A 21409-nucleotide genomic window follows, 5' to 3' on the forward strand; every position below is an offset into this window, starting at 1 on the left:
GGTGGTTTTGGTCCGGGCAATCCGAACCGAAACCGTATATGATTGCGGGCCCCTGGTTCACAAGCCCGGCGAACCGGTAAAAAGTTAAGACCATTCGATGAGTATCAACACCAAGTCCAAGCTTTTCGATTCCGTGCGCATCAAGCCCCGTCGCGCCGCGGCCGACGAGGAAACCCCGACGCGCCCCGGCTGCGATTGGGAAGGTTGCGACAATCCGGGGCTCTATAAAGCTCCCAAGGGCGCGCGCTCGGAAGGCCAGTTCCACAATTTCTGCCTCGAGCATGTGCGCCACTATAACAAGGCCTACAACTATTTCTCGGGCATGAACGACGAGGAGATTGCCGAGCACGCCATCAAGATGAACGCGCCCGGCTCGCGCGAGACCTGGGCGTTCGGGTCGAACCGGTTCGGCAAATCCAACCCCAATCCGAAAAAGTTCAAGGCGCGCGATTATACCGGTCGTCAGTTCCATGACGTCAACAACGTCTTTGCCCGGCTGCGCTCGCGCGCCAAGGCGAGCGGGAATGGCGAGCGGACCGAGCGCGATATTACCCTCACCGGCCAGGACCGGTCGGCGTTCGAGGTATTGGGGCTCGAGGGCCGCAAGCCTTCCGTGGAGATCAAATCGGCGTATAAAGCCCTGGTCAAGCTCCACCACCCCGATGCCAATGGCGGCGACAAGGGGTCCGAAGATCGGCTGCGCTCGATCATTGCCGCCTACAATCACCTGAAATCGCGTGGCTTCGTCTGATCCAAACACCTTGCAGCACCCCGCTCTCTGGGTTTATGGCAACGGGACTGCTATAAGCGCACCGAATTTCTCCCTGAGAGCCACGCGCCGCGCCCTCCAAGAGGCTGATGATGACTGAGTTTTCCCACCTGCCCGATACCGAGTACTCCGTCCGCGATCTGTTCGGGATCGACAGCGACATGATGGTCAAGGGCTATAAGGAACGTACCGACCACGTCCCCGAGATCGATCCGGACTATCTGTTCGACCGCAACACCACCCTAGCGATCCTCGCCGGCTTCGCCTTCAATCGCCGCGTCATGGTGCAGGGCTATCACGGCACGGGCAAATCAACCCATATCGAACAGGTCGCCGCACGGCTCAACTGGCCGCTGGTGCGCGTCAATCTCGACAGCCACGTTTCCCGCATCGACCTTGTGGGCAAGGACGCGATCGTTCTGCGCGAGGGCAAGCAGGTCACCGAGTTCCGCGACGGCATACTGCCCTGGGCAGTGCAGAACAATGTGGCCCTGGTGTTCGACGAATACGACGCCGGGCGTCCCGACGTGATGTTCGTCATTCAGCGCGTGCTCGAAGTGTCCGGCCGCCTGACGCTGCTCGACCAGAACCGTGTCATCCGCCCGCACCCGGCCTTCCGGCTGTTCGCTACCACCAACACCATCGGTCTTGGCGACACCTCGGGCCTCTATCACGGCACCCAGCAGATCAACCAGGGCCAGATGGATCGCTGGTCGATCGTCGTGACGCTCAACTACCTGCCGCATGAAAAGGAAGTCGGCATCGTTCTGGCCAAGGCCAAGAGCTACAACCAGAGCGAAGAGGGACGGAAGACCGTCTCCAACATGGTGCGCGTCGCCGATCTCACCCGCTCGGCCTTCATCAACGGCGACCTCTCCACCGTGATGAGCCCGCGCGCGGTGATCACCTGGGCGGAAAACGCCGAGATCTTCGGCGATCTGGGCTTTGCCTTCCGGCTGACGTTTTTGAACAAATGCGACGAGCTCGAACGCCCGGTGGTGGCCGAATTCTACCAGCGCGTGTTCGGCGTCGATCTTCCCGAATCCGCCGCCAACCTGGCGATTTCGGCCTAACCCCTCAAAGAGCCATGGCGCAGAACATCTACGACGATCCGGCCTTTTTCGAAGGCTACAGCCAGTTCCCGCGTTCGCGCGAGGGATTGGCTGCGGCCAATGAATGGCCGGCGTTGCGCGCCATGCTCCCCGACCTGAACGGCAAGCGCGTGCTCGACCTGGGCTGCGGCTTCGGCGCCTTTGCCCGTTTTGCCGCCGCAGAGGGCGCCCAAAGCGTGCTCGGCATCGACCTCTCCGAAAAGATGCTCGAAACCGCCCGCGAACGCACCGAGAACGCCGCCGTTACTTACCAGCGTGGTGACCTCGACAAACTCGACCTTGGCGGCCGGACTTTCGACGTCGTCTTTTCCTCGCTCGCCTTTCACTACGTCGCCGATTTCGCGGCCCTGGCCAGAACCATCCGCGCGGCGCTGACCGATGGCGGGGCGCTGGTCTTTTCGGTCGAGCATCCGCTTTTTGCCGTGCGCACCGAGCCCGAATTTTCGACCGACGCGGGCGACAAGCGCGTGTTCCTGGTCGACGACTATCTGGGCGAGGGCAAGCGCGTCACCTCCTGGGTGGTCGATGGGGTGGAAAAATACCACCGCACCATCGCGACCTACATCAACGCGCTGCTCGACGCCGGATTTTCCCTTTCCGCCATCGACGAATGGGGACCCGGTCCCGAGCTTTTGGTGCAGAACCCCGACTATATCGATCACCGCATCCGCCCGATGTTCCTTCTGATGGGAGCGCGGGCCACGAGCCGCTAAAGACCATGGCCCAGCCCCCGCGCAACAAAGCCAACAAGCCCGATCCCACCGCTGCCTTCAAGGCAGCGGTCGGCGCTGCCGTGCGCACCGTGGCCGGAAAGCACGATCTGGAAGTCAGCTTTACCGCCGACCGGCCGATTTTGACCTCCGACAAGGCCCGCCTTGCCGCCCTGCCCCGCCTGCCGACCGCCCGCGATATCGCAGTGGCGCGTGGACAGGGTGACGCCATGGCCATGCGCATGGCCAGCCACGATGCCGACACCCACCGCAAGATGGCGCCCAAGGACGCCGATGCCCGCGCCGCATTCGACGCGCTGGAGCAGGCGCGGGTCGAATCGCTGGGCTGTGCCCGCATGGCGGGCATGAGCGGCAACATCGCCGAGATGATCGAGGACCGGCTGTTCCGCGCCAATTATGCCAATGTCACCGATATCGCCGATGCGCCACTTGCCGAGGCGTTGGGGCTCTTGATGCGCGAGAAGGTGGCCGGCATTCCCGTGCCGCCCTCGGGCACCCCGCTTGTCGATCTCTGGCGCGAGCGGATCGAGACCAAGATCGGCACTTCGCTCGACGAACTTGCCCAGCACCTGGAAAACCAGGCTGAGTTCTCGCGCCGCTCGCGAGCCATCCTGCGCGATCTCGACCTGATCGCCGAAACCGATTTCGACCAGCTCGACCCTGACGATTCCGATTCGTCCACTGAAGACGCTCAGAACAATCAGGCGACGAACGGGGACGAGGAGCAAAACGAGGGCGACGCCGATAACGCCGAAATGGACGGCACCGAGGAGGCCCCTGGCGAGCATGAGGAAGCCGGCGACGTCGAGGGCATGGAAGCCGATAGCGCCGACACCGACGAAGACGCCCAGGCCGAAGCTGGCGAGGATTCTCCCGCGCCGCCTCCGGGCCAGGGCGAACAGCGGCTGTCCAACCAGCCGACCTACAAAATCTTCACCGACAAGTTCGACGAGATCGTTTCTGCCGCCGACCTCTGCCCGCCCGAAGAACTCGACCAGCTCCGCGGCCTGCTCGACAAGCAACTCGAACACCTGGCCGGCGCCGTGGCCCGGCTTGCCAACAAGCTGCAGCGCCGGCTGATGGCGCAACAGAACCGTGGCTGGGATTTCGACCTCGAAGAGGGCGTGCTCGACACAGCGCGCCTCACCCGCGTCGTCACCGATCCGCTCCAGGCCCTGTCCTTCAAGGCCGAGCGCGATACCGAATTCCGAGATACCGTCGTTACGCTTTTGATCGACAATTCCGGCTCCATGCGCGGCCGCCCGATCACCATCGCGGCGATCTGCGGCGATATTCTCGCCCGCACGCTCGAACGCTGCGGCGTGAAGACGGAAATTCTGGGCTTCACCACCCGCGCCTGGAAGGGCGGCAAATCTCGCGAAGCCTGGCTCGATGCCGGCCGCCCCCCCAATCCGGGCCGCGTCAACGACATTCGCCACATCATCTACAAGGGCGCCGACGAACCCTGGCGCCATGCCAAGCGCAATCTGGGCCTAATGATGCGCGAGGGGCTGCTCAAGGAAAATATCGACGGCGAGGCCCTGCAATGGGCCCATAAGCGCATCGTCAACCGCCCGGAGAACCGCCGCATCCTGATGGTGATCTCCGACGGCGCCCCGGTCGATGATTCAACGCAGTCGGTCAATCCCGGCAATTACCTCGAAGCCCATTTGCGCGCCGTGATCGAAGAGATCGAAACCCGCTCGCCGGTCCAGCTCGTCGCCATCGGCATCGGGCATGATGTGACACGCTACTACCGCCGCGCGGTGACCATTCTGGATGCGGATGAGCTGGCCGGCGCCATGACTGGCAACCTTGCAGCGCTGTTCGACGAGGAATTGCCAGGCGAAGCCAGGAGGCGGCGCTGAGACCACCAGCCGTCTCAGCTTGCCCATCTGCTCCGTTCCCTCTCCCCAAAGGGACGCAGAAGGCTTATGCCGCGTCCGCACCAATCTCTCCTTCTCTCCTTGAGGGAGAAGGTGCCCCGAAGGGGCGGATGAGGAGTCCGCTGAGTTTCCTCGCACTCACGAGTCTGCTGCTTCCCGCTTCCGCCCTCGCTCAATCCCCATCCGCCGAACCCATCACGGTCACCGCGTCCCCCATCACCGACTTCCAACGCGCCGCGATCGGGGAGCAGGTCGACGGGCTCATCTTCAAGGGTGGCCTCCAGCTCTCCAGTTCGCATCCCGATTTCGGCGGTATCTCCGGCCTTGCCTTTCTCGATGCCGACCGCTTCGTGATGGTCACTGACGAGGGGCGGTTCATCTCCGGAGCGCTGGCCCTGGCCGAGGGTGCTCCCGCAGGGGTCGCGGATGTCGAAATCGACGTGATCCGCAATTCCAAGGGTGCGCCGCTGCCACGCAAATTTGCGCAGGATTCAGAGGCAGTCGAAGCGATTTTCCGCGAGGACGGCACGAGCGCGGTTCGCGTCGGATTCGAACACCTTGCCCGCATCGCAGATTTCGAGATGATCGCCGGCCGGCCTGGCGGCGCGGCGCGGGAAGTGGCGATTCCAGATTGGCTCACCGCTCTGCGGACCAATGAATCGATCGAATCGGTTTGCATCGCCCCGCCGGCTTCGCCGGTGGCCGGATCGACCCTGATCATCACCGAAGCCCATTCGCTTGTGCCTGGAACATGGGCGGCGACGCTTTTGGGCAATCGCGATCGGGGCGACCTTCACCTCGCCCAGGGGGGCGGAGTCAATCCCACCGATTGCGCCTTTCTGCCCAATGGCGACCTGCTCGTTCTCGAACGCGGCTTTGCTTTCCTCACCTTCACGGCCCGGCTCCGCCTCATCCCGGCCGATGAGGTCCAGCCCGGCGCAACCATGGAGGGCGAAGTTATCTTTTCAGCCTCGGGCGGGGAGATCGACAATTTCGAAGCCCTGGGCGTGCGCGGCTTGCCCGATGGCGAAACCCGCATCACCATGGTCTCCGACGATAATTTCAATTCCTTCCAGCGCACCCTGCTGCTCGATTTTGCCCTACCCGATCCGGAGTGATTTCATGAACATCGACCTTCTCCGCCAGCTCTGCGAAACCCCCGGCGTTCCCGGCCGCGAACACCGTGTCCGCGCCCTGATCGAACGCGAGATCGAGGGACTTTTCGATGAGGTGAGAACCGATTCCATGGGCTCGCTCATCGCCGTGCGCCGCTCGCGGACAAAGGCCGAAAAGCCTTTGAAGATCATGCTGCTCTGCCACATGGATGAAATCGGGTTCCTGGTCACCCATGTGGGCGAGAAGGGCTGGATCCACATCGACAATGTCGGCGGCTTCGATCCGCGCACGCTCTTTGCCCGGCGCGTGAAGGTCGTCACCCGCGACGGCGATTATCCCGGCGTCATGAATGCCGGCGGTCGTCCGCTGCACATCTCCTCGCCCGAGGATCGCAAGAAGGTGCCGGCGGTCAAGGAGTTCTTCGTCGATATCGGCTTCGGGGCGGAAACGCGCTCCAAGGTGCATGTGGGCGATTTCATCGTCATGGACGAACCCCTGGTTGAGATGGGCGACAAGATCGTCTCCAAGGCGCTCGACAACCGCATTGCCTGCTGGCTGGGTATCGAAGCGATCCGCGCGCTCGAAGCGAGCGGGGTCGACCACGATTGCGAAATTCACGTCGCCTTCACGGCTCAGGAGGAAGTGGGGCTGCGCGGCGCCCGCACGGCGTCCTTCTCCGTCGCTCCCGATATCGGGCTGGGCGTGGACACCACGCTCGCCTGCGACACCCCCGGCGTGCCGGAAAACGAAATGGTCACCGCCCAGGGCAAGGGTTTTGGCCTCCAGATCAAGGACGGCTCGTTTATCGCCGATCTGGAACTGGTCGAGGAATTCGAAGCCCTGGCGGCAAAGGAGAAGATCCCCTTCCAGCGCACGGTCCTCGCCGCGGGCGGCCAGGATGCAGCCGCCGCCCAGCAGGCCGCTGCCGGCGCCCGCGCCGTGGGAATCGTGGTGGGCACCCGCTATATCCACACCGTCACCGAAATGATCGAGAAATCCGACCTCCAGGCGGCGCTCGATATCCTCGTCGCCTATCTCAAGGGCAAATAAAACAAGGGCGCCACTGGCGCCCTTTTCGCTGCAACTCAAGCGACGATTGCCGTCCGATCGGGGATCACCCGCCGCAGGACCTTGTAGGGTGCGAGCAGCACCAGAGTGACCGCCATCTTGACCAGGAAATCGCCGACGCCGAGCGAAACCCAGAGCGGCACTTGCGGCCCGAACGAGAGCAGCGGAGTGGGGAAAGGCAGCGAGCTGTCTTCCAGCCCGAACCCGGTATCGAGGAAGGCAAAGCTTGCGGCAAAGGCGATGCCGAAGAACAGGATCGTGTCGATCACCGAGCCGATGGTCGAGGAGACAAGCGGCGCCTTCCACCATTGCGCGCCGCGCAGCCTGTCGAAGATCGAAACATCGAGAAGCTGGGCGACAAGGAATGCGGCTCCCGAGGCGACGGCGATGCGCGGGGAGGCGAGAAAGATGCTCATCGCCACGGCGCAGGCAAAGCCCACGACAACCACCACGCGCGCCGGACGCGGACCGAAATGGCGATTGGTGAGGTCGTTGACCAGGAACGCGACCGGATAGGTGAAGGCGCCCCAGGTGAGGATTTGCGCCAGATCGAATCCGCCGATCGTGCCTTGTACCGGAAACTGAACGAGATAGTTCGATGCGGTGACCACCACCGCCATGGCCAGCACGGCCCAAAAAAAGCGCACGCCCATATCGCGTGTTTCCCTTTCCCAAAAGCGGCAAGATGACCGCCGGATGCTTCGGTTAAACCCCGGACGCGGACCGGCAAATGGCCGGTGCATCCAAAACGAAAGCGCCGCGCCGGGTGTTCCTGGCGCGGCGCTTTCAATTCTTGTGCGCTGTCTTGCCTTAGCTGGCGAGAGCGGCGCGGATTTCCTTCTTGATGCCGCGGGCGCGATCGGAAAGATCGGCATCGTCGGCCTTGATGAGGAAAGCGTCGAGACCGCCACGGTGCTCGACGGTGCGCAGAGCCGCAGCCGAAATGCGCAGCTTGACCTGGCGGTCGAGCGCTTCGGAAATCAGCGTCACATCGCAAAGGTTGGGCAGAAAGCGGCGGCGGGTCCGGTTGAGCGCGTGGCTCACATTGTTGCCGGTCATCACGCCTTTGCCGGTGAGTTCACAGCGCCGTGCCATTTTGTATTCCTGTCAATCGAATGCCGGGACCAAGGGCTTGCCCCCCAGTCGACCAGTCTGGGTCTGGTTGGAAGAAACTTTCGGGCGGATATAGAGAAATGGCGGGTGTCCGTCAAGCACAAGCGCAACAAATGCTCACTGTTGTGACTTCTCGATGCTGGACACGCCGAATCCCAGCAGGCAACCTAGACGCAACCCTGATTCGTGGCGCGGCGGATCGGACACTGCGGCAATATCAGGAAACGAGTCTCGCGTGAAACGCTTTTCCCTTCCGTCCCTTTTCGCCACCGCAGCCCTCGCCCTGGGGTTTGCCGGCCCCGCAACCGCCCAGCAGGCGGGCTCGATCGCAACCTATGTGATCTCGATCGGCGGCATCAATGTCGCCAACGTCTCGATCCGGCTGGCAACGGAAGGCTCGGCCTATCAGCTCGATCTTTCGGCCGATGTCGCTGGCCTTGCTCAGGTCGTGGCGCAGGGGTCCGGGGCCGTCAATTCGGGCGGGGTCATCACCCAGACGGGGCTGCAGGCCAACCGCTTCTATCTCGAGACCCGCACCGCCAACGAACGCTTCGCGCTTCAGACCGCCTATACCAATGCCAATGCGAGCGAGGGCACGGTGACCCCGCCGCTTGCGCCCAATTCCGATCGCGTGCCGGTCAGCTCGTCCCACCGCTCCGGCGTCAACGACCCGCTGGCCGCTTTCATCCTGCGCGGACAGGTGCTCGACGGCTCGCTCTGCAACCGCACCCTGCGCATCTATACCGGCATCGAGCGCTTCGACATGCCCATGAGCTATGTCGAAACCACAACCGCCACCTCGGCCCGCACCGCCTATCAGGGGCCGGTCGTTCTTTGCGCCATGCGCTATGTTCCGGTGTCAGGCCATTTCGAGACGTCCGAAGTCACCCAATACCTCGCAAATTCCGATCGCATGCTGATCTGGTACATGCCGCTTTCGGATTCGGGATTCTTCATTCCCTATCGCGTGCTGATGGGCTCGAGCTTCGGGGATATCTCGATGGTGCTGGTGGGGCTGCAATAGCCTAGGGCTAAACCACCTCCGGCCGCCGTGCAAATCCGCGAAACCGCTTGAGCCCCAAGGGCGCGAGCGTGATCGCGAGATAGACGAATCCCAGGATCAGCAGGGTGGCCTCCAGCCCGATCCCGGCAATCAGCACCCCGCCCACAATGCCACCGAACGGCATCAACGCCCAGGCCGAAGCGGTGACCAGCGAGGAGACCCGCCCCACCAGCTTTTCGGGTATGCGCTCGAGGATCACCGCTGAAATGATCGGATTGAGAAATCCCGATGCAAACCCGCCCACCGCCAGCACGGCCAAAATCGCCGCAAGGGGGGCGTCGAATGCAAAGACAACGAAGCGTGGCAGGCCCACAAGGACAAAAGCGCCGATGTAAACGGCCAGCCGCGGCAGCTTTTCGGCAAAGGCTGTCGCCACCGCCGAGCCGAGGATCGAAAACCCCGAAAAGACCGCCAGCACCAGCCCGATAGCCGCCGCGCCACGCCCGCTCTCGGCGGCCCAGACCGGCACCAGCACGACGCCAAAGGCCTGATCGATGAAATTGGTCAGCGCCACCATCACGGCGATCCCGACCAGCACCGCATCCTTGCGCAGAAAATCGAACCCTTCCGCGAACTGACGGCCATAGCTCTGAGGCACCCCGGCCTCGGCTATCGTGGTGGATCGCGTGCCGGCGAGCAGGACGATCGCCGCCACGGCCAGGCAAATGCCATTGAAGGCCAGCGCCTGCGCTGGACCGATGACAGCAACCAGCGCGCCGGCCGCAGCCGCTCCGATGGTCGAAGCCAGCCGCTCGATCGTCCCCATTATGCCCGTCACCCGCTCGAGCGGCAGCTTTCCTTCCCGCGCAACGCTCGGGATCATCGCCTGCTTGGCCGCATCGGCCGGTCCGCGCAGCGCCCCCAGAATCGCCATCAGAGCGATGAGGAGGGGAACGGCCAAAAGCTCGAAATGATCGAGCACCGGAACGGCCGCCACCACGCCCACCGAAGCGAAGTCACCAACAATCGAAACCCGCCGCGCCCCCAGCCGGTCGAGCAGCGGTCCGCCGAGCGCCTTGGCAATGACATAGGGCGCCATTTCGGCAAAGGCGACGACGCCGGTGAGCACCGGATCCCCGGTCATGGTCAGCACCAGCCAGGGGATGGCGATCATCGAGAGCCTTGTGCCCGAAATGGAACAGACCTCGGCCAGTACGAGAGAATAAAAACCGCGCCGGCCGCTCATGTCTCCCCGCCGTCCTCGGGTACATAGGGAAAGCCATGGAGATGAATGGTGAAGGGTCGCCAGCCTTGGGGAAGCGGCTCGCCCAAAGCCGGTGCCTCCTCTTTGGCCTTCCAGAGAAGGGCGTGAAGCTCGTCCAAAAGCGCGCGGGCCGCATCGGCGGAAAGCGCAATCGTAAAATCGCTCAGCGTTTGCGCTTTTTGCCATTCGGGCGACAGATCGGTGAAGGTGTCGTGCGCCCGCTGCATAGCGGCGGCATGGTGACTGACCACGGCCTGCATCATGGCCATCGAGGCGTCCCGGGCATCGCCTTCCGCTTCGGCCGGCGCGATCATCGTGGATTCGTGCCGCGCCCTCCACCACTTGTCGCGCTTGTTGCCGCGGCTTTCATCGATCTCGATGAAACCGTGCTGGGCGAGTTGGCGCAGATGATAGCTCGTCGCTCCCGAATTGAGCCCCAGCCGCGTTGCCAGGCTCGTCGCGGTCTGCGGCCCTTCAAGCCGCAAAATCCCCAGCATCTTGAGCCGGTCCGGATGAGTGAGCGCCTTGAGGGCCCGGGCATCGGGAACGATTTGGGAAATTTCGCGCATTGCAATGCAGCCCTACGGTGATCGATGAGATCACCCTAGAGCTGCAAACAATATTTTGCAAATATTTCTTTGCGATCAATCTTCGTGCGGTGTCACCGCCACGCCCGCCTGCGGATCGGCGGCCACTGGCGGTGGCAGTGGCGTGTGGCGCTGGCGCTCGCGCAATAGCGTCAAAAGGCCCGAAGCGATGATGAGGACGATACCAAAGACCATGGGCAGATCGACCAATTCACCGAAAAATACATAGCCGATGACCAGCGCCCAGAGCATCTGGCTGTACTGGGTGGGCGCCACATAGGCGGCGGGCGCATGGGCCGCCGACATCATCATCAAAACATTGGCGAGCGCGGCCAGCAGGCCATAGCCGGCAAGGAACAGCCATTGCTCGGGAGAGGGCATCGTAAACACCGGGATCATGGCGATGCCGCAGATGATCAGCCATCCCAGTACACCCGCGCCATAAAGCGAGAGGTTCTTTTCCTTGGGGCCCATCGCCCGGAAGATGATGATCGAGATCGCCCCGCTCAATCCACCGAAGATCGCCCCCAGATGGCCGATCGACAGCTCGCGGAAACCGGGCCTGAGGATGATCAGCACGCCGATGAACCCCACGATCACCGCGCCCCAGCGCCTGATGCCGACTTTCTCCTTGAGGAAAAACACCGACATGATGGTGACGAAGGACGGCAGCAGGAAGATCAGCGAAAACGCTTCGGCCATGGGCAGATAGCTGAATGCTGTGACGCTCCCCACAGCGCCCACGCCCGAAGACACGAACCGCACCAGCCACAGCGGGCGATTGGTGGTCCGCACGATATCGCTCCACTGGTCCCCCGGCCGCCGCAGGAAGGGCAGCGCCACGAAGCCGAAGGCCGCGCCGAAAAAAGCGATCTCGAACGGATTGATCGCCCCATGCAGGAATTTGATGAATGCGTCGCTCCAGGCAAAGACGGCAAAGGCGGAGAACGCCAGTATAAGGCCATAGCCCACCCTGTTCTGTGCCGCCGAATTGAGAACTGCCGTTGCCATCAAGCACTCCGAACCTGAAACAATAAAGCGGCCCCAAGACTGGCGGGGCCGCTGCTGCCGTTACCGCGCCTAACCGCTCCTGTCTCGCCCGACAAAGCGCATAGCGGCTCTGCATGACATGCAGGCGTCGGCGTTCCAGGAACGCCTCGGCCCGTTCGGCATTGTGGCTAGGCACCCTACCCCCAAAGGAGGAGCTTATGATCAGTAAGCCGCTTGCCGCCACGCTCGCTCTTGCCACGTCGTCGCTGCTGTCGCTGACCTCGGCGGGCTTTGCCCAGACCGTCGGCGGTCAGGAGATCAGCGAGGCCGATTGGCCCATCGTTGAGAACCATTGCGCCGAACTGGCCGGCCAACCGCTCGAAGATCCCGCCGAGCAAGGCGCTTCCGGCGAGGCCACCGACACACCCGCCGATACCGACGCCCGCGCCGATCAGGGCATGCCCCAGGAAATGCTCTCCGAAGGCACCGCCGATGAACCCGCGGAAGAAAACGAGGACCTTGCCACAGTCGATCTCGATGCCATCACGCTTGAGGATTGCACCGACGCAGGTCTCGTCGCCGAGCAATGAGGCCATTGCCGCTCTTGCGGCGAAATCTCTTCCTGGTTGCAGGCGAAAACCGCGATCTTGACTCACTCTGCAACCGGTTGCATAAATGTCTTGTGCTAAAAACCGCACGCACGCTTAGTGGAGGAAATCTTGCGCAAATCTGCAATTTTGGTGGCCCTTGCGGCTGCCGGCCTGTCCTCGACCGCATTCGGTCAGGATAGCTTTACCATCGGCCTTTCCAACGGTTTCGTGGGTAGCGAATGGCGTACCCAGATGATCGAGGAGGCTCAGGCCGCAGCCGAGGCCTGGTCTGAAAACGGGGTGGAAGTCGAAGTCATCGTCCAGAGCGGCAATGTCGACGTCCAGGGCCAGATCGGCCACATCCGCAATTTCATCAATCAGGGTGTCGATGCCATCATCATCAACCCCCAGAGCCCGACCGCTTTCGATCCGGTCTTTGCCCAGGCCGCCGCTGCCGGCATCCTCGTGATCGCCACCGACGCCGAAGTCTCCTCCCCCGACGCCATCTATGTCGGCATCGACCAGAAGCAGTATGGCGTGCAGGCCGCCGAATGGTTGGTTGAAACGCTCGGCGGCGAAGGCAATGTCGTCACCATCGACGGCATCGCCGGCAACCCCGCTAACGAGGCCCGCGTCGCTGGCTATGAGGAAGTCTTCGCCCAGCATGAGGGCATCAATGTCCTCAATCAGGCCAATGCCAACTGGGATCAGGCACAGGGTCAGCAGGTAATGCAGAACCTGCTCGCTACCTATCCCGATATCGATGGCGTTCTGGTCCAGGACGGCATGGCCGACGGCGCCTGGCGCGCCATCGAGGCGGCCGGCCGCACTGAGGACATTGCCGCCACCGGTGAAATCCGCCGCGACTTCCTGGTACGCTGGCAGGAGCAGGGCCTCAATTCGGCCGCTTCGGTCAACCCTCCGGGCGTGATGGCCTCGGCGCTCAATGTCGCCGTGCTCGCGCTGCAGGGCAATGAGTTCCGCGAAGACGTGTTCACCGGCCAGTATGGCAATGCCATCTATATCCCGATCCCGTTCGTCGATAACGACAACCTCGCCGAGAACGTGGCTGCTTCCGAAGGACAGCCGGGCTACTGGTCGGTCACCGCAGTCGTGACCCCGGAAGAAGCCCAGGAATTCTTCCAGTAACAATCGCATAGACCATCCGGGCGCCCCCCTTGGGTTGGCCCGGATGGTCCAATAAGAATACTCGAGATCGGCGCCTCCGGCAGCCGACGAGGAGGACAGATGTCTGTTGCGCTTCAAGCCAAGGACGTGGTCAAGCATTTCGGCGCCGTCAAGGCGCTGGTCGATGGGCAGCTTTCCGTGGAGGAAGGCGAAATCCATGCGCTCATGGGCGCCAATGGCTGCGGCAAGAGCACGCTGTGCAAGATCATCGCCGGCGCCGTGTCGCCAACCTCGGGCGAGATCGTCTTTGAAGGCCAGCGGGCCGATTTCTCCAGCCCCCGCGCCGCCGAACATGCCGGTATCGCGCTGTTCTATCAGGAACTGAGCCTCATTCCGCAATTGAGCGTCGCCGACAATATCTTCCTCGGCCATGAGCCCAAAAAGGGCGCCTTCGTCGACCGCAAGGCGCTCCGTGAAAAATCGGCCGAACTCATCGCGCTTTTCGACGGTGTCGCCGGGGTGGGCCTGGACCCCGACGTCATCGTTGCCGACCTGCCGCCCGATCAGCGTCAGATCGTCGAAATCCTGAAAGTCTTCGCCAAGAACCCGCGCCTGATGATCATGGACGAGGCGACCGCCGCCCTCGATGGCCGTCAGTCGGAGCGCTTTTTCGACATCCTGCGCCAAAAAAAGGCGCAAGGTGTCTCCACCATCATGATCTCGCACCGGCTTGATGAAGTCTTCGCCGTTTGTGACCGCATCACCGTCATGCGCAATGGCGCAACCATCACCTCAGTCGATACCGCCGCCACGACGCGCGAAGAGGTGGTTCACAACATGGTCGGCGATGTCACCGCCCCCGCCCGCCGCGACCGTTCCGCCGAACCCGCTGGCGAAGTGACCCTCGAAGTCCGCAACCTGAGAAATTTCCGCGTTTCCAACGTGTCCCTCAAGGCCCACCGCGGCGAGATCCTCGGCCTTGCCGGCCTGCAGGGCCAGGGTCAGTCGGCGCTGCTCCAAGGCCTGTTCGGCGCCCGGCCCTTTACCGAGGGCGAATTGCGATTCGAAGGTCGCGCGCTTTCGATCAAGCGCCCTGGCCAGGCCGTTCGCGAAGGCTTTGCCTATGTTTCGGGCGATCGCGCCCGCGACGCGGCCCTGGGCGGGCGCTCGATCTTTGAAAACCTCGTCAGCGCGCTGACCGTCCGCGAGCGATTGAAGATCGTCAACCCGGGAACCCTCAAGCCTCGCGTCGAGGAGGTTTCAAAGGGTTTGAAGACCAAATTTTCTCATCTCGATGCGCCGATCGGCACGCTATCGGGCGGCAACCAGCAAAAGATCTTCATCTCCCGCTGGCTGGCAACCAAGCCCAAGCTCCTGCTGCTCGACGACCCCACCAAGGGTATCGATCTGGGCGCCAAGTCGGACCTTTTCGCCTTGATGCGGCAATTGGCCGATGGCGGCGCCACCATTCTTTTCTATTCGTCGGAAGATTCGGAAATCCTCGACTATGCCGACCGGGTCATCGTTTTCAATGGCGGTGAAATCTCGGCCGAACTCATGGGCGATGCCATCAATCCGGTCAATCTGGCCCGCGCCGCTTTCGGGGAGGCTGCATGAACGCGCTGGGATTTGTAAGGAGCCGCCCCTGGCTCATCACCGTTCTCGTTCTGGTGCTGCTGGTTGCGATCAATATCGCGCTGCAGCCCTCGTTCACCAATCCCGGCGTGTTGCGCTCGAATCTCGCCACCTTCCTGCCCCTGGTGCTGGTTGCCATCGGGCAGACCTACGTGATCCTGGCCGGTGACATCGACCTTTCGGTCGGCTCCATCGTGGCGCTGGCCAATGTGGTGACCGTCACCGTGATCGCCGCCATGGGTGGCACCGACCTCGCTATCTGGATCGGCATGGCCAGCGGCGTGGGTGTGGGCCTGGCCTGTGGCCTCGTCAATGGCCTCTTGATCTCTGGCCTGCGCTTCCAGCCGATCGTCACGACCTTCGCCACCGGCATTCTGTTCGCCGCCCTCGCCCTGTGGGTGCTTCCCCAGGCTGGCCTTCCCGTGCCACAGAACTATTGGCGCACCTATGGCGAGAGCTTTTTCGGTGTTCCGCTGGTTGCCTGGGTCCTGATCTTCGGCGTCGTCTTTACCCTGGTGGTCTCGCGCACCGTGTTCCACAGCCACCTTCTGGCGGCCGGCGGCAATCGTACAGGGGCCTTCCAGTCCGGGCTTCGTCTGGGCAGCATTCGCATCGTCTCGTTCATGATCGCGGGGTTCTTTTCGGCCCTTGCCGCTCTATGCCTTACCGGCGAAACCGCTTCGGGCGATCCGCTCCTGGGCCAGACACTGGCGCTCTCTTCGATTTCGGCGGTGGTGTTGGGCGGCACGGCGCTGGCCGGCGGCTTCGGTGGTGCCTTCGGCTCGATCATCGGCGCCCTGGTGCTGGGCATGATCGGCAACGTCATCTTCTTTGCCGGCCTGCCTTTCGAATATCAAACGCTCGTCCAGGGCATCATCGTTCTTCTCGCCCTTGCCGGCGGCGTATTCGTAACGAGGCGGTAACATGGCCAATCCAACGTCCCGCATCACATCGATCCTCACCGATCCGCTCACCCTGGCGATCGGCGCCTCCATCGCCCTGCTGCTGATCGGCGAACTGGTTTCCCCCGGTTTCGCGCAGGGCCAGCAGATCGTGCGGCTTCTGACCGTCGCCGCCATCCTGGGCATCGTCGCCGCCGGGCAGAACCTCGTGATCCTCGGTGGCCGCGAGGGCATCGATCTTTCCGTCGGCGCCATGATCTCCTTGGGCGCCGTTCTCGCCGGCAACATGATGAACGGCCAGAACGAAATGATCCCGCTTGCCATCCTGGTTGCGGCGGGTGTTCCGTTCCTTATTGGCCTCATCAACGGTCTCGGCGTCACCTTCGTGCGCATTCCACCCCTGGTGATGACCCTGGGCATGACTGCCGTGATCCAGGGCGGCCTTGTGGTCTATTCCCAGGGCGTGCCCTCGGGTCAGGCCGCGCCCATGCTCTCGGCTTTCATCAACCGGCCGTTCCTCTTCGGCATTCCCGGCATCCTTTTCGTTTGGGTGCTGATTGCCATCGCCATGTGGTTCCTGCTGCGCCGCACCGCCTTCGGCTATGCGGTCTACGCCATGGGCTCCAACGAACGCGCCGCCACCCTCAACGGTATTCCCGTGCGCTTCGTGCGCGTGATGATTTTCGGGCTCTCGGGTCTCTTCGCCGGCCTCGCCGGGCTCTGCGTCATCGGTTATACCGGCTCGTCCTTCATTTCGGTGGGCGACCAGTATGTCCTGCCCACGGTGATCGCCGTAGTGATCGGTGGCACTTCGCTCGCCGGCGGTATCGGCGGCTACTGGGGCACAATGGCCGGCGCGGTGGCGCTCACCATTCTCCAGAGCGTCCTGATCACGCTCAACATGGACGTGTGGATGCGTCAGGTGATCTTCGGTCTTACACTGCTCGCACTGATGTTGCTCTACGGGCGCCAGAAACAACTTCGCGTCTAACCCTATGCAGGCCAAAAAGAGCATTCACGAAATCGCCAGCATCGCGGGGGTATCCGCCGCGACGGTGTCGCGCGCCCTGCACAATCCCTCGATGGTCAAAAAAGAAACCCTCGAGCGCGTGCTCAAGATCGTCGAGCAAACCAATTTCGTGTCCAATGCCCAGGCGCGCTCGTTCCGCCAGCAGACGACGAGAACCGTCGTGCTCCTGGTGCGCGATATCTCCAACCCGTTCTATCTCGAGATCTTCAAGGGGGTGGAGGAAGCGGCTTCCGACGCCGGCTACAAGGTGCTGATGGCCGATGCGCGCAACGACGAAGCGCGGGTCAAATCCTATATCGACCTCGTGCGCCAGCGGCAGGCCGATGGCGTCATCGTCATGCTCGGCAGCCTGCCCTTCGACGTCGCCGCCCATATCGACCGCTCCACTCCCATCGTCGTTGCGTCCGAAGCCCTCCCCGATGTCGATCTGCCCACCGTGCGCATCGACAACGTCGCGGCGGCCCGCGAGGCGGTGCAGTATCTGATCGCCCAGGGCCACCGCTCCATCGCCCATATCGGCGGGCTGCCCGCCGACTATCTGGGCCAGGAGCGGCGCAAGGGCTATGAACTCGCGCTGGCCGACGCCGGCATCGCGATCGATCCCGAGCTTGTCGTTTCGGGCGATTTTTCCATCACTGCCGGCCGCGAGGCGGCAAGCCGGCTGCTCGACCGCGGCGCGCGTTTTACCGCCATTTTTGCTTCGAGCGACCAGATGGCCATCGGCGCAATCGGCGCGCTGCGCCAGCAGGGCTTTTCGGTGCCCGCCGACATTTCCGTCATCGGCTTCGACGACATCATCCTCGCCGAAGCGTTCGAGCCGCCACTGACCACAGTACGTCAGCCCCGGCTGGAGATGGGCCGCAAGGCGATGCAATTGATGATCGGACGACTGGAACACCAGGACCTGCCGTCCGTACACGAATTCAAAACGCGCCTTGTCGTGCGTGCTTCGGTCGCCGCCCCCCGCGGAGCGATCATCGAGCGGCGGCTGGGCGCCTAAAAGGAGGTTAATTTCGATGAAAACACTCAAAGGACCGGCGATCTTTCTTGCACAATTCGCCGGTGAGCAAGCCCCGTTCGATACGCTCGACAACATCACCAAATGGGCTGCCGGCCTGGGCTACAAGGGCGTGCAGGTGCCCACTCTGGGCAATTTCATCGATCTCGAAAAGGCGGCGTCATCCAAGGATTATTGCGACGAGATCAAGGGCATCGCCGCCGCCAATGGCGTCGAGATCACCGAGCTTTCGACCCACCTTCAGGGCCAGCTCGTCGCCGTCCATCCCGCGTACGACACCCTGTTCGACGGCTTCGCGGTCCCCGAAGTGCGCGGCAATCCCAAGGCGCGGCAGGAATGGGCGGTCAATCAGTTGATGCTCTCTGCCAAGGCCTCGCACAATCTGGGGCTCACCGAACACGCGACGTTCTCGGGCGCTTTGGCCTGGCCCTATGTCTATCCCTGGCCGCAGCGCCCGGCCGGACTGGTCGAGGAAGCCTTCGACGAACTGGCGCGCCGCTGGACCCCGATCCTCGATGCGTTCGAAGAGGCCGGCGTCGATCTGTGCTACGAGATCCACCCGGGCGAGGACCTCCATGACGGGGTCAGCTACGAAATGTTCCTTGAGCGCGTGAACAACCACGCCCGCGCCAACCTGCTCTACGATCCGAGCCACTTCGTCCTGCAGCAGCTCGATTATCTCGACTATATCGACATCTATCACGAGCGGATCAGGATGTTCCACGTCAAGGACGCCGAGTTCAACCCGACCGGGCGTCAAGGCGTTTATGGCGGGTATCAGGGCTGGGTCGAACGTGCCGGGCGCTTCCGTTCTTTGGGCGACGGGCAGGTCGATTTCGCCGCGATCTTTTCCAAGCTCGCTGCCTATGATTTCGCCGGCTGGGCCGTGCTCGAATGGGAGTGTGCGCTCAAGCACCCCGAGGACGGAGCGCGTGAAGGCGCCGAGTTCATCAAGAACCACATCATCCGCGTCACCGAAAAGGCCTTCGACGATTTCGCCGGCACCGGAACCGACACGGCGGCCAACCGCAAGATGCTCGGCATCGACTAAAGGGAGAGAGGACAATGGCAGAGAACGGAAAACGCCCCATTCGCTTAGGCATGGTCGGCGGCGGCAAGGGCGCCTTCATCGGTTACGTCCACCGCATCGCGTCCCGGCTCGATGGTGACTACCAGCTCGTCGCCGGCGCCCTCTCTTCCCGCGCCGAAGTCGCAAGGCAATCGGGCAAGGATCTCGGCCTTGCCGAAGACCGCATTTACACCGATTTCGCCGCAATGGCCCGCGCCGAAGCCGCCCGCGAGGACGGCATCGAAGCGGTGGCGATCGTCACGCCCAATCACATGCATTTCGCCCCCGCCAAGGCGTTCCTCGAAGCGGGCATCCATGTGATCTGCGACAAGCCTTTGACCTCTTCGATCGATGACGCCTATGCGCTGCAAAAAATCGAGGCGAAAAACGGCGCCAAATTCCTTCTCACCCACAACTACACCGGCTACCCGCTGATCCGGCAGGCGCGCGAGCTCGTCCGCTCAGGCGCCTTGGGCAAGATCCGCGTCGTCCAGGCCGAATACCCCCAGGATTGGCTGGCCGAGCCGGTGGAAAAATCGGGCAATGCGCCAGGGGCCGAATGGCGCACCGATCCGGCCCGCTCCGGCGCCGGCGGCGCCATCGGCGATATCGGCACCCATGCCTACAACCTACTGCGCTATGTGACCGGCCTCAAGACGGCGGCGGTTTCCGCCGATCTCGACCATTTCGTCGAAGGTCGCCAGCTCGACGATAATGTCAATATCATGCTGCGCTTCGAAGGCGGGGCCAAAGGCATGCTCTGGGCCAGCCAGGTGGCCGTCGGCTGCGAGAACGGGCTCCAGCTTCGGGTCTATGGCGAAAAGGCCGGCCTCGAATGGCGGCAGGATAACCCCAATTACATGTGGTTCACCGAGTTCGGCAAACCGCGTCAGCTTCTGACCCGCGGCGGCGCCATCAACGGTGCGCCGGCCAGCGCCATGGGCGTTCGCGTCCCGTCGGGCCATCCCGAAGGATATCTTGAGGCCTTTGCCACGCTCTATTCGCAATTCGCCGCCATCATCCGTGGCGAAGGGGATGAGTTCGAAGGCCTGCTGCCCACCCTCGATGATGGCGTCGAAGGCATGGAGTTCATCATGGCCGCCGTCGAATCGAGCCGCAACGACAGCCGCTGGACCCCGCTGAGTCGCTAGCGGCACGCTTGTTGTAGCCGGCAGCCGCGACAGGCCGCAACCGACACGGGCAAGGGGCTCAGATCCCTTGCCGGCGCCCCACCCAAGGGCGTCCAGAACGAAAGCCGAAAAGGCCCTTGAAGCGCCCTTGGGGGAGGTGCGCCTCAAGGGAGCGGGCTTTCCATTTCTTCTGATAACCACATGAAATCATTGAAGTTTTTTCACGCCTTCGCAACTGAAACCGGTTGCAAGAATAGCCCGCCTATGGCTTAATCAAACTTGGGCAGGAGAGATATTCAGAGACAATGTGACCGATCTCCCTGCCCACAGTTGCGGCCGCCTCGATGCTGTTCGGCGGCCATCATCAGGTGAGGAGATTGAAGTGAAAAAGCAGGGTCTTTTGCTGAGCACGGCCATTGCCGGTTTTGTGGTTGCCGCCGGTGCGGCCTCGGTGTCGGCGCAGGACGCCGCCCCGCAAGAAGATGCAGCGCTGCCGATCGCCGTGCAGATGTACACGCTGCGCAATTTCGGTTCCGTTGATGAACAATTGGCCATCGTCGAAGAGGCCGGCGTTTCGGCCGTCGAACTCGTCGGCACCCATGATATGAGCGCCGAGGACCTCAACGGGCTGCTCGACGCCCACGGGATCGATGCGATTTCGGCCCATGTCCAGCTCGATGCGCTGCGCAGCGGCATCGAGGATGTCATCGAATTCAACAAGGCCGTGGGCAATGAGGTGATCACCGTACCCTATCTGGCCGAAGAGGCCCGCCCGACCGATGCCGAAGGCTGGACCGCCCTTGGCGAAGAGCTCGAAGGGTTCGCCGGCCAGCTTCAAGCCGAAGGCCTCCAGCTCGCCTACCATAACCACGATTTCGAAATGGAAGAGTTCGATGGCCAGACGGCGCTCGAAGTGATGTTCGACGCCGCGCCCAGCGTCCTCGCCCAGCTCGACGTGGCCTGGATCGACCGCGCCGGCCTCGATGCGGCCGAATATATAGCCAATTTCGATGGTCACCTGTTCGCCATCCATGCCAAGGACAATGCGCCCGAAGGTGAGGCCGAGGAAGAGGACGGCTGGGCCGCTGTCGGCTCGGGCACCATCGATTGGCAGGCGGTTCTGACCGCCGCCAACGATGCGGGTGCCCAATGGTACATCATTGAGCACGACAACCCGGCAGACGCGTCGGCTATCGTGGATAGCAGCGCACGCTTCCTCGAACAGGAACTGCCCGGCATTCTGGGCGAATAACAGCCTGACGGCCGGG

Annotated in this window: 21 protein-coding genes; 16 read left to right on the forward strand and 5 right to left on the reverse strand. The window is 62.8% G+C overall.

Annotation, left to right across the window (positions count from 1 at the left end; genetic code table 11):
• Positions 1–97: 97 nt before the first annotated feature.
• The 6 genes from NO932_RS17170 (at position 98) to NO932_RS17195 (ending at position 6664) form a co-directional block, all read left to right on the forward strand.
• The gene (locus NO932_RS17170) at positions 98–751 is read left to right on the forward strand and encodes a J domain-containing protein (protein ID WP_309159901.1); all 654 of its coding nucleotides are present in this window, start codon (positions 98–100) and stop codon (positions 749–751) included.
• A gap of 110 nt (positions 752–861) precedes the next feature.
• The gene (cobS, locus tag NO932_RS17175) at positions 862–1842 is read left to right on the forward strand and encodes a cobaltochelatase subunit CobS (protein ID WP_309159900.1); all 981 of its coding nucleotides are present in this window, start codon (positions 862–864) and stop codon (positions 1840–1842) included.
• A 14-nt stretch (positions 1843–1856) separates the two neighbouring features.
• On the forward strand, positions 1857–2594 hold the full coding sequence (locus NO932_RS17180; protein ID WP_309208617.1) for a class I SAM-dependent methyltransferase: 738 nt from the start codon (positions 1857–1859) through the stop codon (positions 2592–2594).
• A 5-nt stretch (positions 2595–2599) separates the two neighbouring features.
• Complete coding sequence (cobT, locus tag NO932_RS17185) at positions 2600–4480, forward strand: cobaltochelatase subunit CobT (RefSeq protein WP_309208618.1); 1881 nt, start codon at positions 2600–2602, stop codon at positions 4478–4480.
• Between the two features lie 128 nt (positions 4481–4608).
• The gene (locus NO932_RS17190) at positions 4609–5616 is read left to right on the forward strand and encodes an esterase-like activity of phytase family protein (protein WP_309208619.1); all 1008 of its coding nucleotides are present in this window, start codon (positions 4609–4611) and stop codon (positions 5614–5616) included.
• A gap of 4 nt (positions 5617–5620) precedes the next feature.
• Complete coding sequence (locus NO932_RS17195) at positions 5621–6664, forward strand: M20/M25/M40 family metallo-hydrolase (protein WP_309208620.1); 1044 nt, start codon at positions 5621–5623, stop codon at positions 6662–6664.
• Positions 6665–6699: 35 nt separating this feature from the next.
• Here the strand turns inward: NO932_RS17195 and NO932_RS17200 are convergent, their stop codons facing one another.
• Together NO932_RS17200 and rpmB are read right to left on the reverse strand one after the other, a co-directional pair.
• A complete protein-coding gene (locus tag NO932_RS17200) occupies positions 6700–7335 on the reverse strand; it encodes a queuosine precursor transporter (RefSeq protein ID WP_309159895.1) in 636 nt (211 codons plus the stop codon).
• Positions 7336–7492: 157 nt separating this feature from the next.
• On the reverse strand, positions 7493–7777 hold the full coding sequence (gene rpmB, locus NO932_RS17205) for a 50S ribosomal protein L28 (protein WP_309159894.1): 285 nt from the start codon (positions 7775–7777) through the stop codon (positions 7493–7495).
• Between the two features lie 253 nt (positions 7778–8030).
• On the opposite strand from rpmB, the gene NO932_RS17210 reads away from it, so the two are divergent.
• Complete coding sequence (locus tag NO932_RS17210; RefSeq protein ID WP_309208621.1) at positions 8031–8819, forward strand: DUF3108 domain-containing protein; 789 nt, start codon at positions 8031–8033, stop codon at positions 8817–8819.
• Between the two features lie 7 nt (positions 8820–8826).
• Here the strand turns inward: NO932_RS17210 and NO932_RS17215 are convergent, their stop codons facing one another.
• The 3 genes from NO932_RS17215 to NO932_RS17225 all read right to left on the reverse strand — a co-directional run bounded on the left by NO932_RS17215 (position 8827) and on the right by NO932_RS17225 (position 11660).
• Positions 8827–10044: an MFS transporter gene (locus NO932_RS17215; RefSeq protein ID WP_309208622.1), complete on the reverse strand. Its 1218-nt coding sequence runs from the start codon at positions 10042–10044 to the stop codon at positions 8827–8829.
• Complete coding sequence (locus NO932_RS17220) at positions 10041–10631, reverse strand: helix-turn-helix domain-containing protein (protein WP_309208623.1); 591 nt, start codon at positions 10629–10631, stop codon at positions 10041–10043. The genes NO932_RS17215 and NO932_RS17220 overlap by 4 nt, the downstream gene beginning before the upstream one ends.
• 75 nt (positions 10632–10706) lie before the next feature.
• The gene (locus NO932_RS17225; RefSeq protein ID WP_309208624.1) at positions 10707–11660 is read right to left on the reverse strand and encodes a DMT family transporter; all 954 of its coding nucleotides are present in this window, start codon (positions 11658–11660) and stop codon (positions 10707–10709) included.
• A 197-nt stretch (positions 11661–11857) separates the two neighbouring features.
• Between NO932_RS17225 and NO932_RS17230 the strand changes: the two genes are divergently transcribed.
• The 9 genes from NO932_RS17230 (at position 11858) to NO932_RS17270 (ending at position 21393) form a co-directional block, all read left to right on the forward strand.
• Entirely contained in the window at positions 11858–12229 is a 372-nt protein-coding gene (locus NO932_RS17230; protein ID WP_309208625.1) for a hypothetical protein, read from the forward strand.
• A 144-nt stretch (positions 12230–12373) separates the two neighbouring features.
• Positions 12374–13378 (forward strand): substrate-binding domain-containing protein, encoded by a 1005-nt coding sequence (locus NO932_RS17235; protein WP_375142895.1) that lies wholly within the window; start codon positions 12374–12376, stop codon positions 13376–13378.
• Between the two features lie 99 nt (positions 13379–13477).
• Positions 13478–14974, forward strand: a complete 1497-nt coding sequence (locus tag NO932_RS17240) for a sugar ABC transporter ATP-binding protein (protein ID WP_309208626.1) — start codon at positions 13478–13480, stop codon at positions 14972–14974.
• Positions 14971–15915, forward strand: a complete 945-nt coding sequence (locus NO932_RS17245) for an ABC transporter permease (protein ID WP_309159888.1) — start codon at positions 14971–14973, stop codon at positions 15913–15915. The genes NO932_RS17240 and NO932_RS17245 overlap by 4 nt, the downstream gene beginning before the upstream one ends.
• Before the next feature lies 1 nt (position 15916).
• A complete protein-coding gene (locus tag NO932_RS17250; RefSeq protein ID WP_309208627.1) occupies positions 15917–16885 on the forward strand; it encodes an ABC transporter permease in 969 nt (322 codons plus the stop codon).
• A gap of 4 nt (positions 16886–16889) precedes the next feature.
• Positions 16890–17924: a LacI family DNA-binding transcriptional regulator gene (locus NO932_RS17255; RefSeq protein WP_309208628.1), complete on the forward strand. Its 1035-nt coding sequence runs from the start codon at positions 16890–16892 to the stop codon at positions 17922–17924.
• A gap of 16 nt (positions 17925–17940) precedes the next feature.
• On the forward strand, positions 17941–18993 hold the full coding sequence (locus NO932_RS17260; protein ID WP_309208629.1) for a sugar phosphate isomerase/epimerase: 1053 nt from the start codon (positions 17941–17943) through the stop codon (positions 18991–18993).
• A 14-nt stretch (positions 18994–19007) separates the two neighbouring features.
• On the forward strand, positions 19008–20162 hold the full coding sequence (locus NO932_RS17265; protein ID WP_309208630.1) for a Gfo/Idh/MocA family oxidoreductase: 1155 nt from the start codon (positions 19008–19010) through the stop codon (positions 20160–20162).
• 361 nt (positions 20163–20523) lie between these two features.
• The gene (locus NO932_RS17270) at positions 20524–21393 is read left to right on the forward strand and encodes a sugar phosphate isomerase/epimerase (RefSeq protein WP_309208631.1); all 870 of its coding nucleotides are present in this window, start codon (positions 20524–20526) and stop codon (positions 21391–21393) included.
• Positions 21394–21409: the final 16 nt, after the last annotated feature.

The sequence above is a fragment of the Pelagibacterium sp. 26DY04 genome (genome assembly GCF_031202305.1).
GTDB lineage: Bacteria > Pseudomonadota > Alphaproteobacteria > Rhizobiales > Devosiaceae > Pelagibacterium.

Coding starts and splice junctions, on each gene's coding strand:
- NO932_RS17170 (WP_309159901.1), top strand. CDS start 98: ATGAGTATCAACACCAAGTCCAAGCTTTTCGATTCCGTGCGCATCAAG.
- cobS (WP_309159900.1), top strand. CDS start 862: ATGACTGAGTTTTCCCACCTGCCCGATACCGAGTACTCCGTCCGCGAT.
- NO932_RS17180 (WP_309208617.1), top strand. CDS start 1,857: ATGGCGCAGAACATCTACGACGATCCGGCCTTTTTCGAAGGCTACAGC.
- cobT (WP_309208618.1), top strand. CDS start 2,600: ATGGCCCAGCCCCCGCGCAACAAAGCCAACAAGCCCGATCCCACCGCT.
- NO932_RS17190 (WP_309208619.1), top strand. CDS start 4,609: ATGAGGAGTCCGCTGAGTTTCCTCGCACTCACGAGTCTGCTGCTTCCC.
- NO932_RS17195 (WP_309208620.1), top strand. CDS start 5,621: ATGAACATCGACCTTCTCCGCCAGCTCTGCGAAACCCCCGGCGTTCCC.
- NO932_RS17200 (WP_309159895.1), bottom strand. CDS start 7,335: ATGGGCGTGCGCTTTTTTTGGGCCGTGCTGGCCATGGCGGTGGTGGTC.
- rpmB (WP_309159894.1), bottom strand. CDS start 7,777: ATGGCACGGCGCTGTGAACTCACCGGCAAAGGCGTGATGACCGGCAAC.
- NO932_RS17215 (WP_309208622.1), bottom strand. CDS start 10,044: ATGAGCGGCCGGCGCGGTTTTTATTCTCTCGTACTGGCCGAGGTCTGT.
- NO932_RS17220 (WP_309208623.1), bottom strand. CDS start 10,631: ATGCGCGAAATTTCCCAAATCGTTCCCGATGCCCGGGCCCTCAAGGCG.
- NO932_RS17225 (WP_309208624.1), bottom strand. CDS start 11,660: ATGGCAACGGCAGTTCTCAATTCGGCGGCACAGAACAGGGTGGGCTAT.
- NO932_RS17230 (WP_309208625.1), top strand. CDS start 11,858: ATGATCAGTAAGCCGCTTGCCGCCACGCTCGCTCTTGCCACGTCGTCG.
- NO932_RS17240 (WP_309208626.1), top strand. CDS start 13,478: ATGTCTGTTGCGCTTCAAGCCAAGGACGTGGTCAAGCATTTCGGCGCC.
- NO932_RS17245 (WP_309159888.1), top strand. CDS start 14,971: ATGAACGCGCTGGGATTTGTAAGGAGCCGCCCCTGGCTCATCACCGTT.
- NO932_RS17250 (WP_309208627.1), top strand. CDS start 15,917: ATGGCCAATCCAACGTCCCGCATCACATCGATCCTCACCGATCCGCTC.
- NO932_RS17255 (WP_309208628.1), top strand. CDS start 16,890: ATGCAGGCCAAAAAGAGCATTCACGAAATCGCCAGCATCGCGGGGGTA.
- NO932_RS17260 (WP_309208629.1), top strand. CDS start 17,941: ATGAAAACACTCAAAGGACCGGCGATCTTTCTTGCACAATTCGCCGGT.
- NO932_RS17265 (WP_309208630.1), top strand. CDS start 19,008: ATGGCAGAGAACGGAAAACGCCCCATTCGCTTAGGCATGGTCGGCGGC.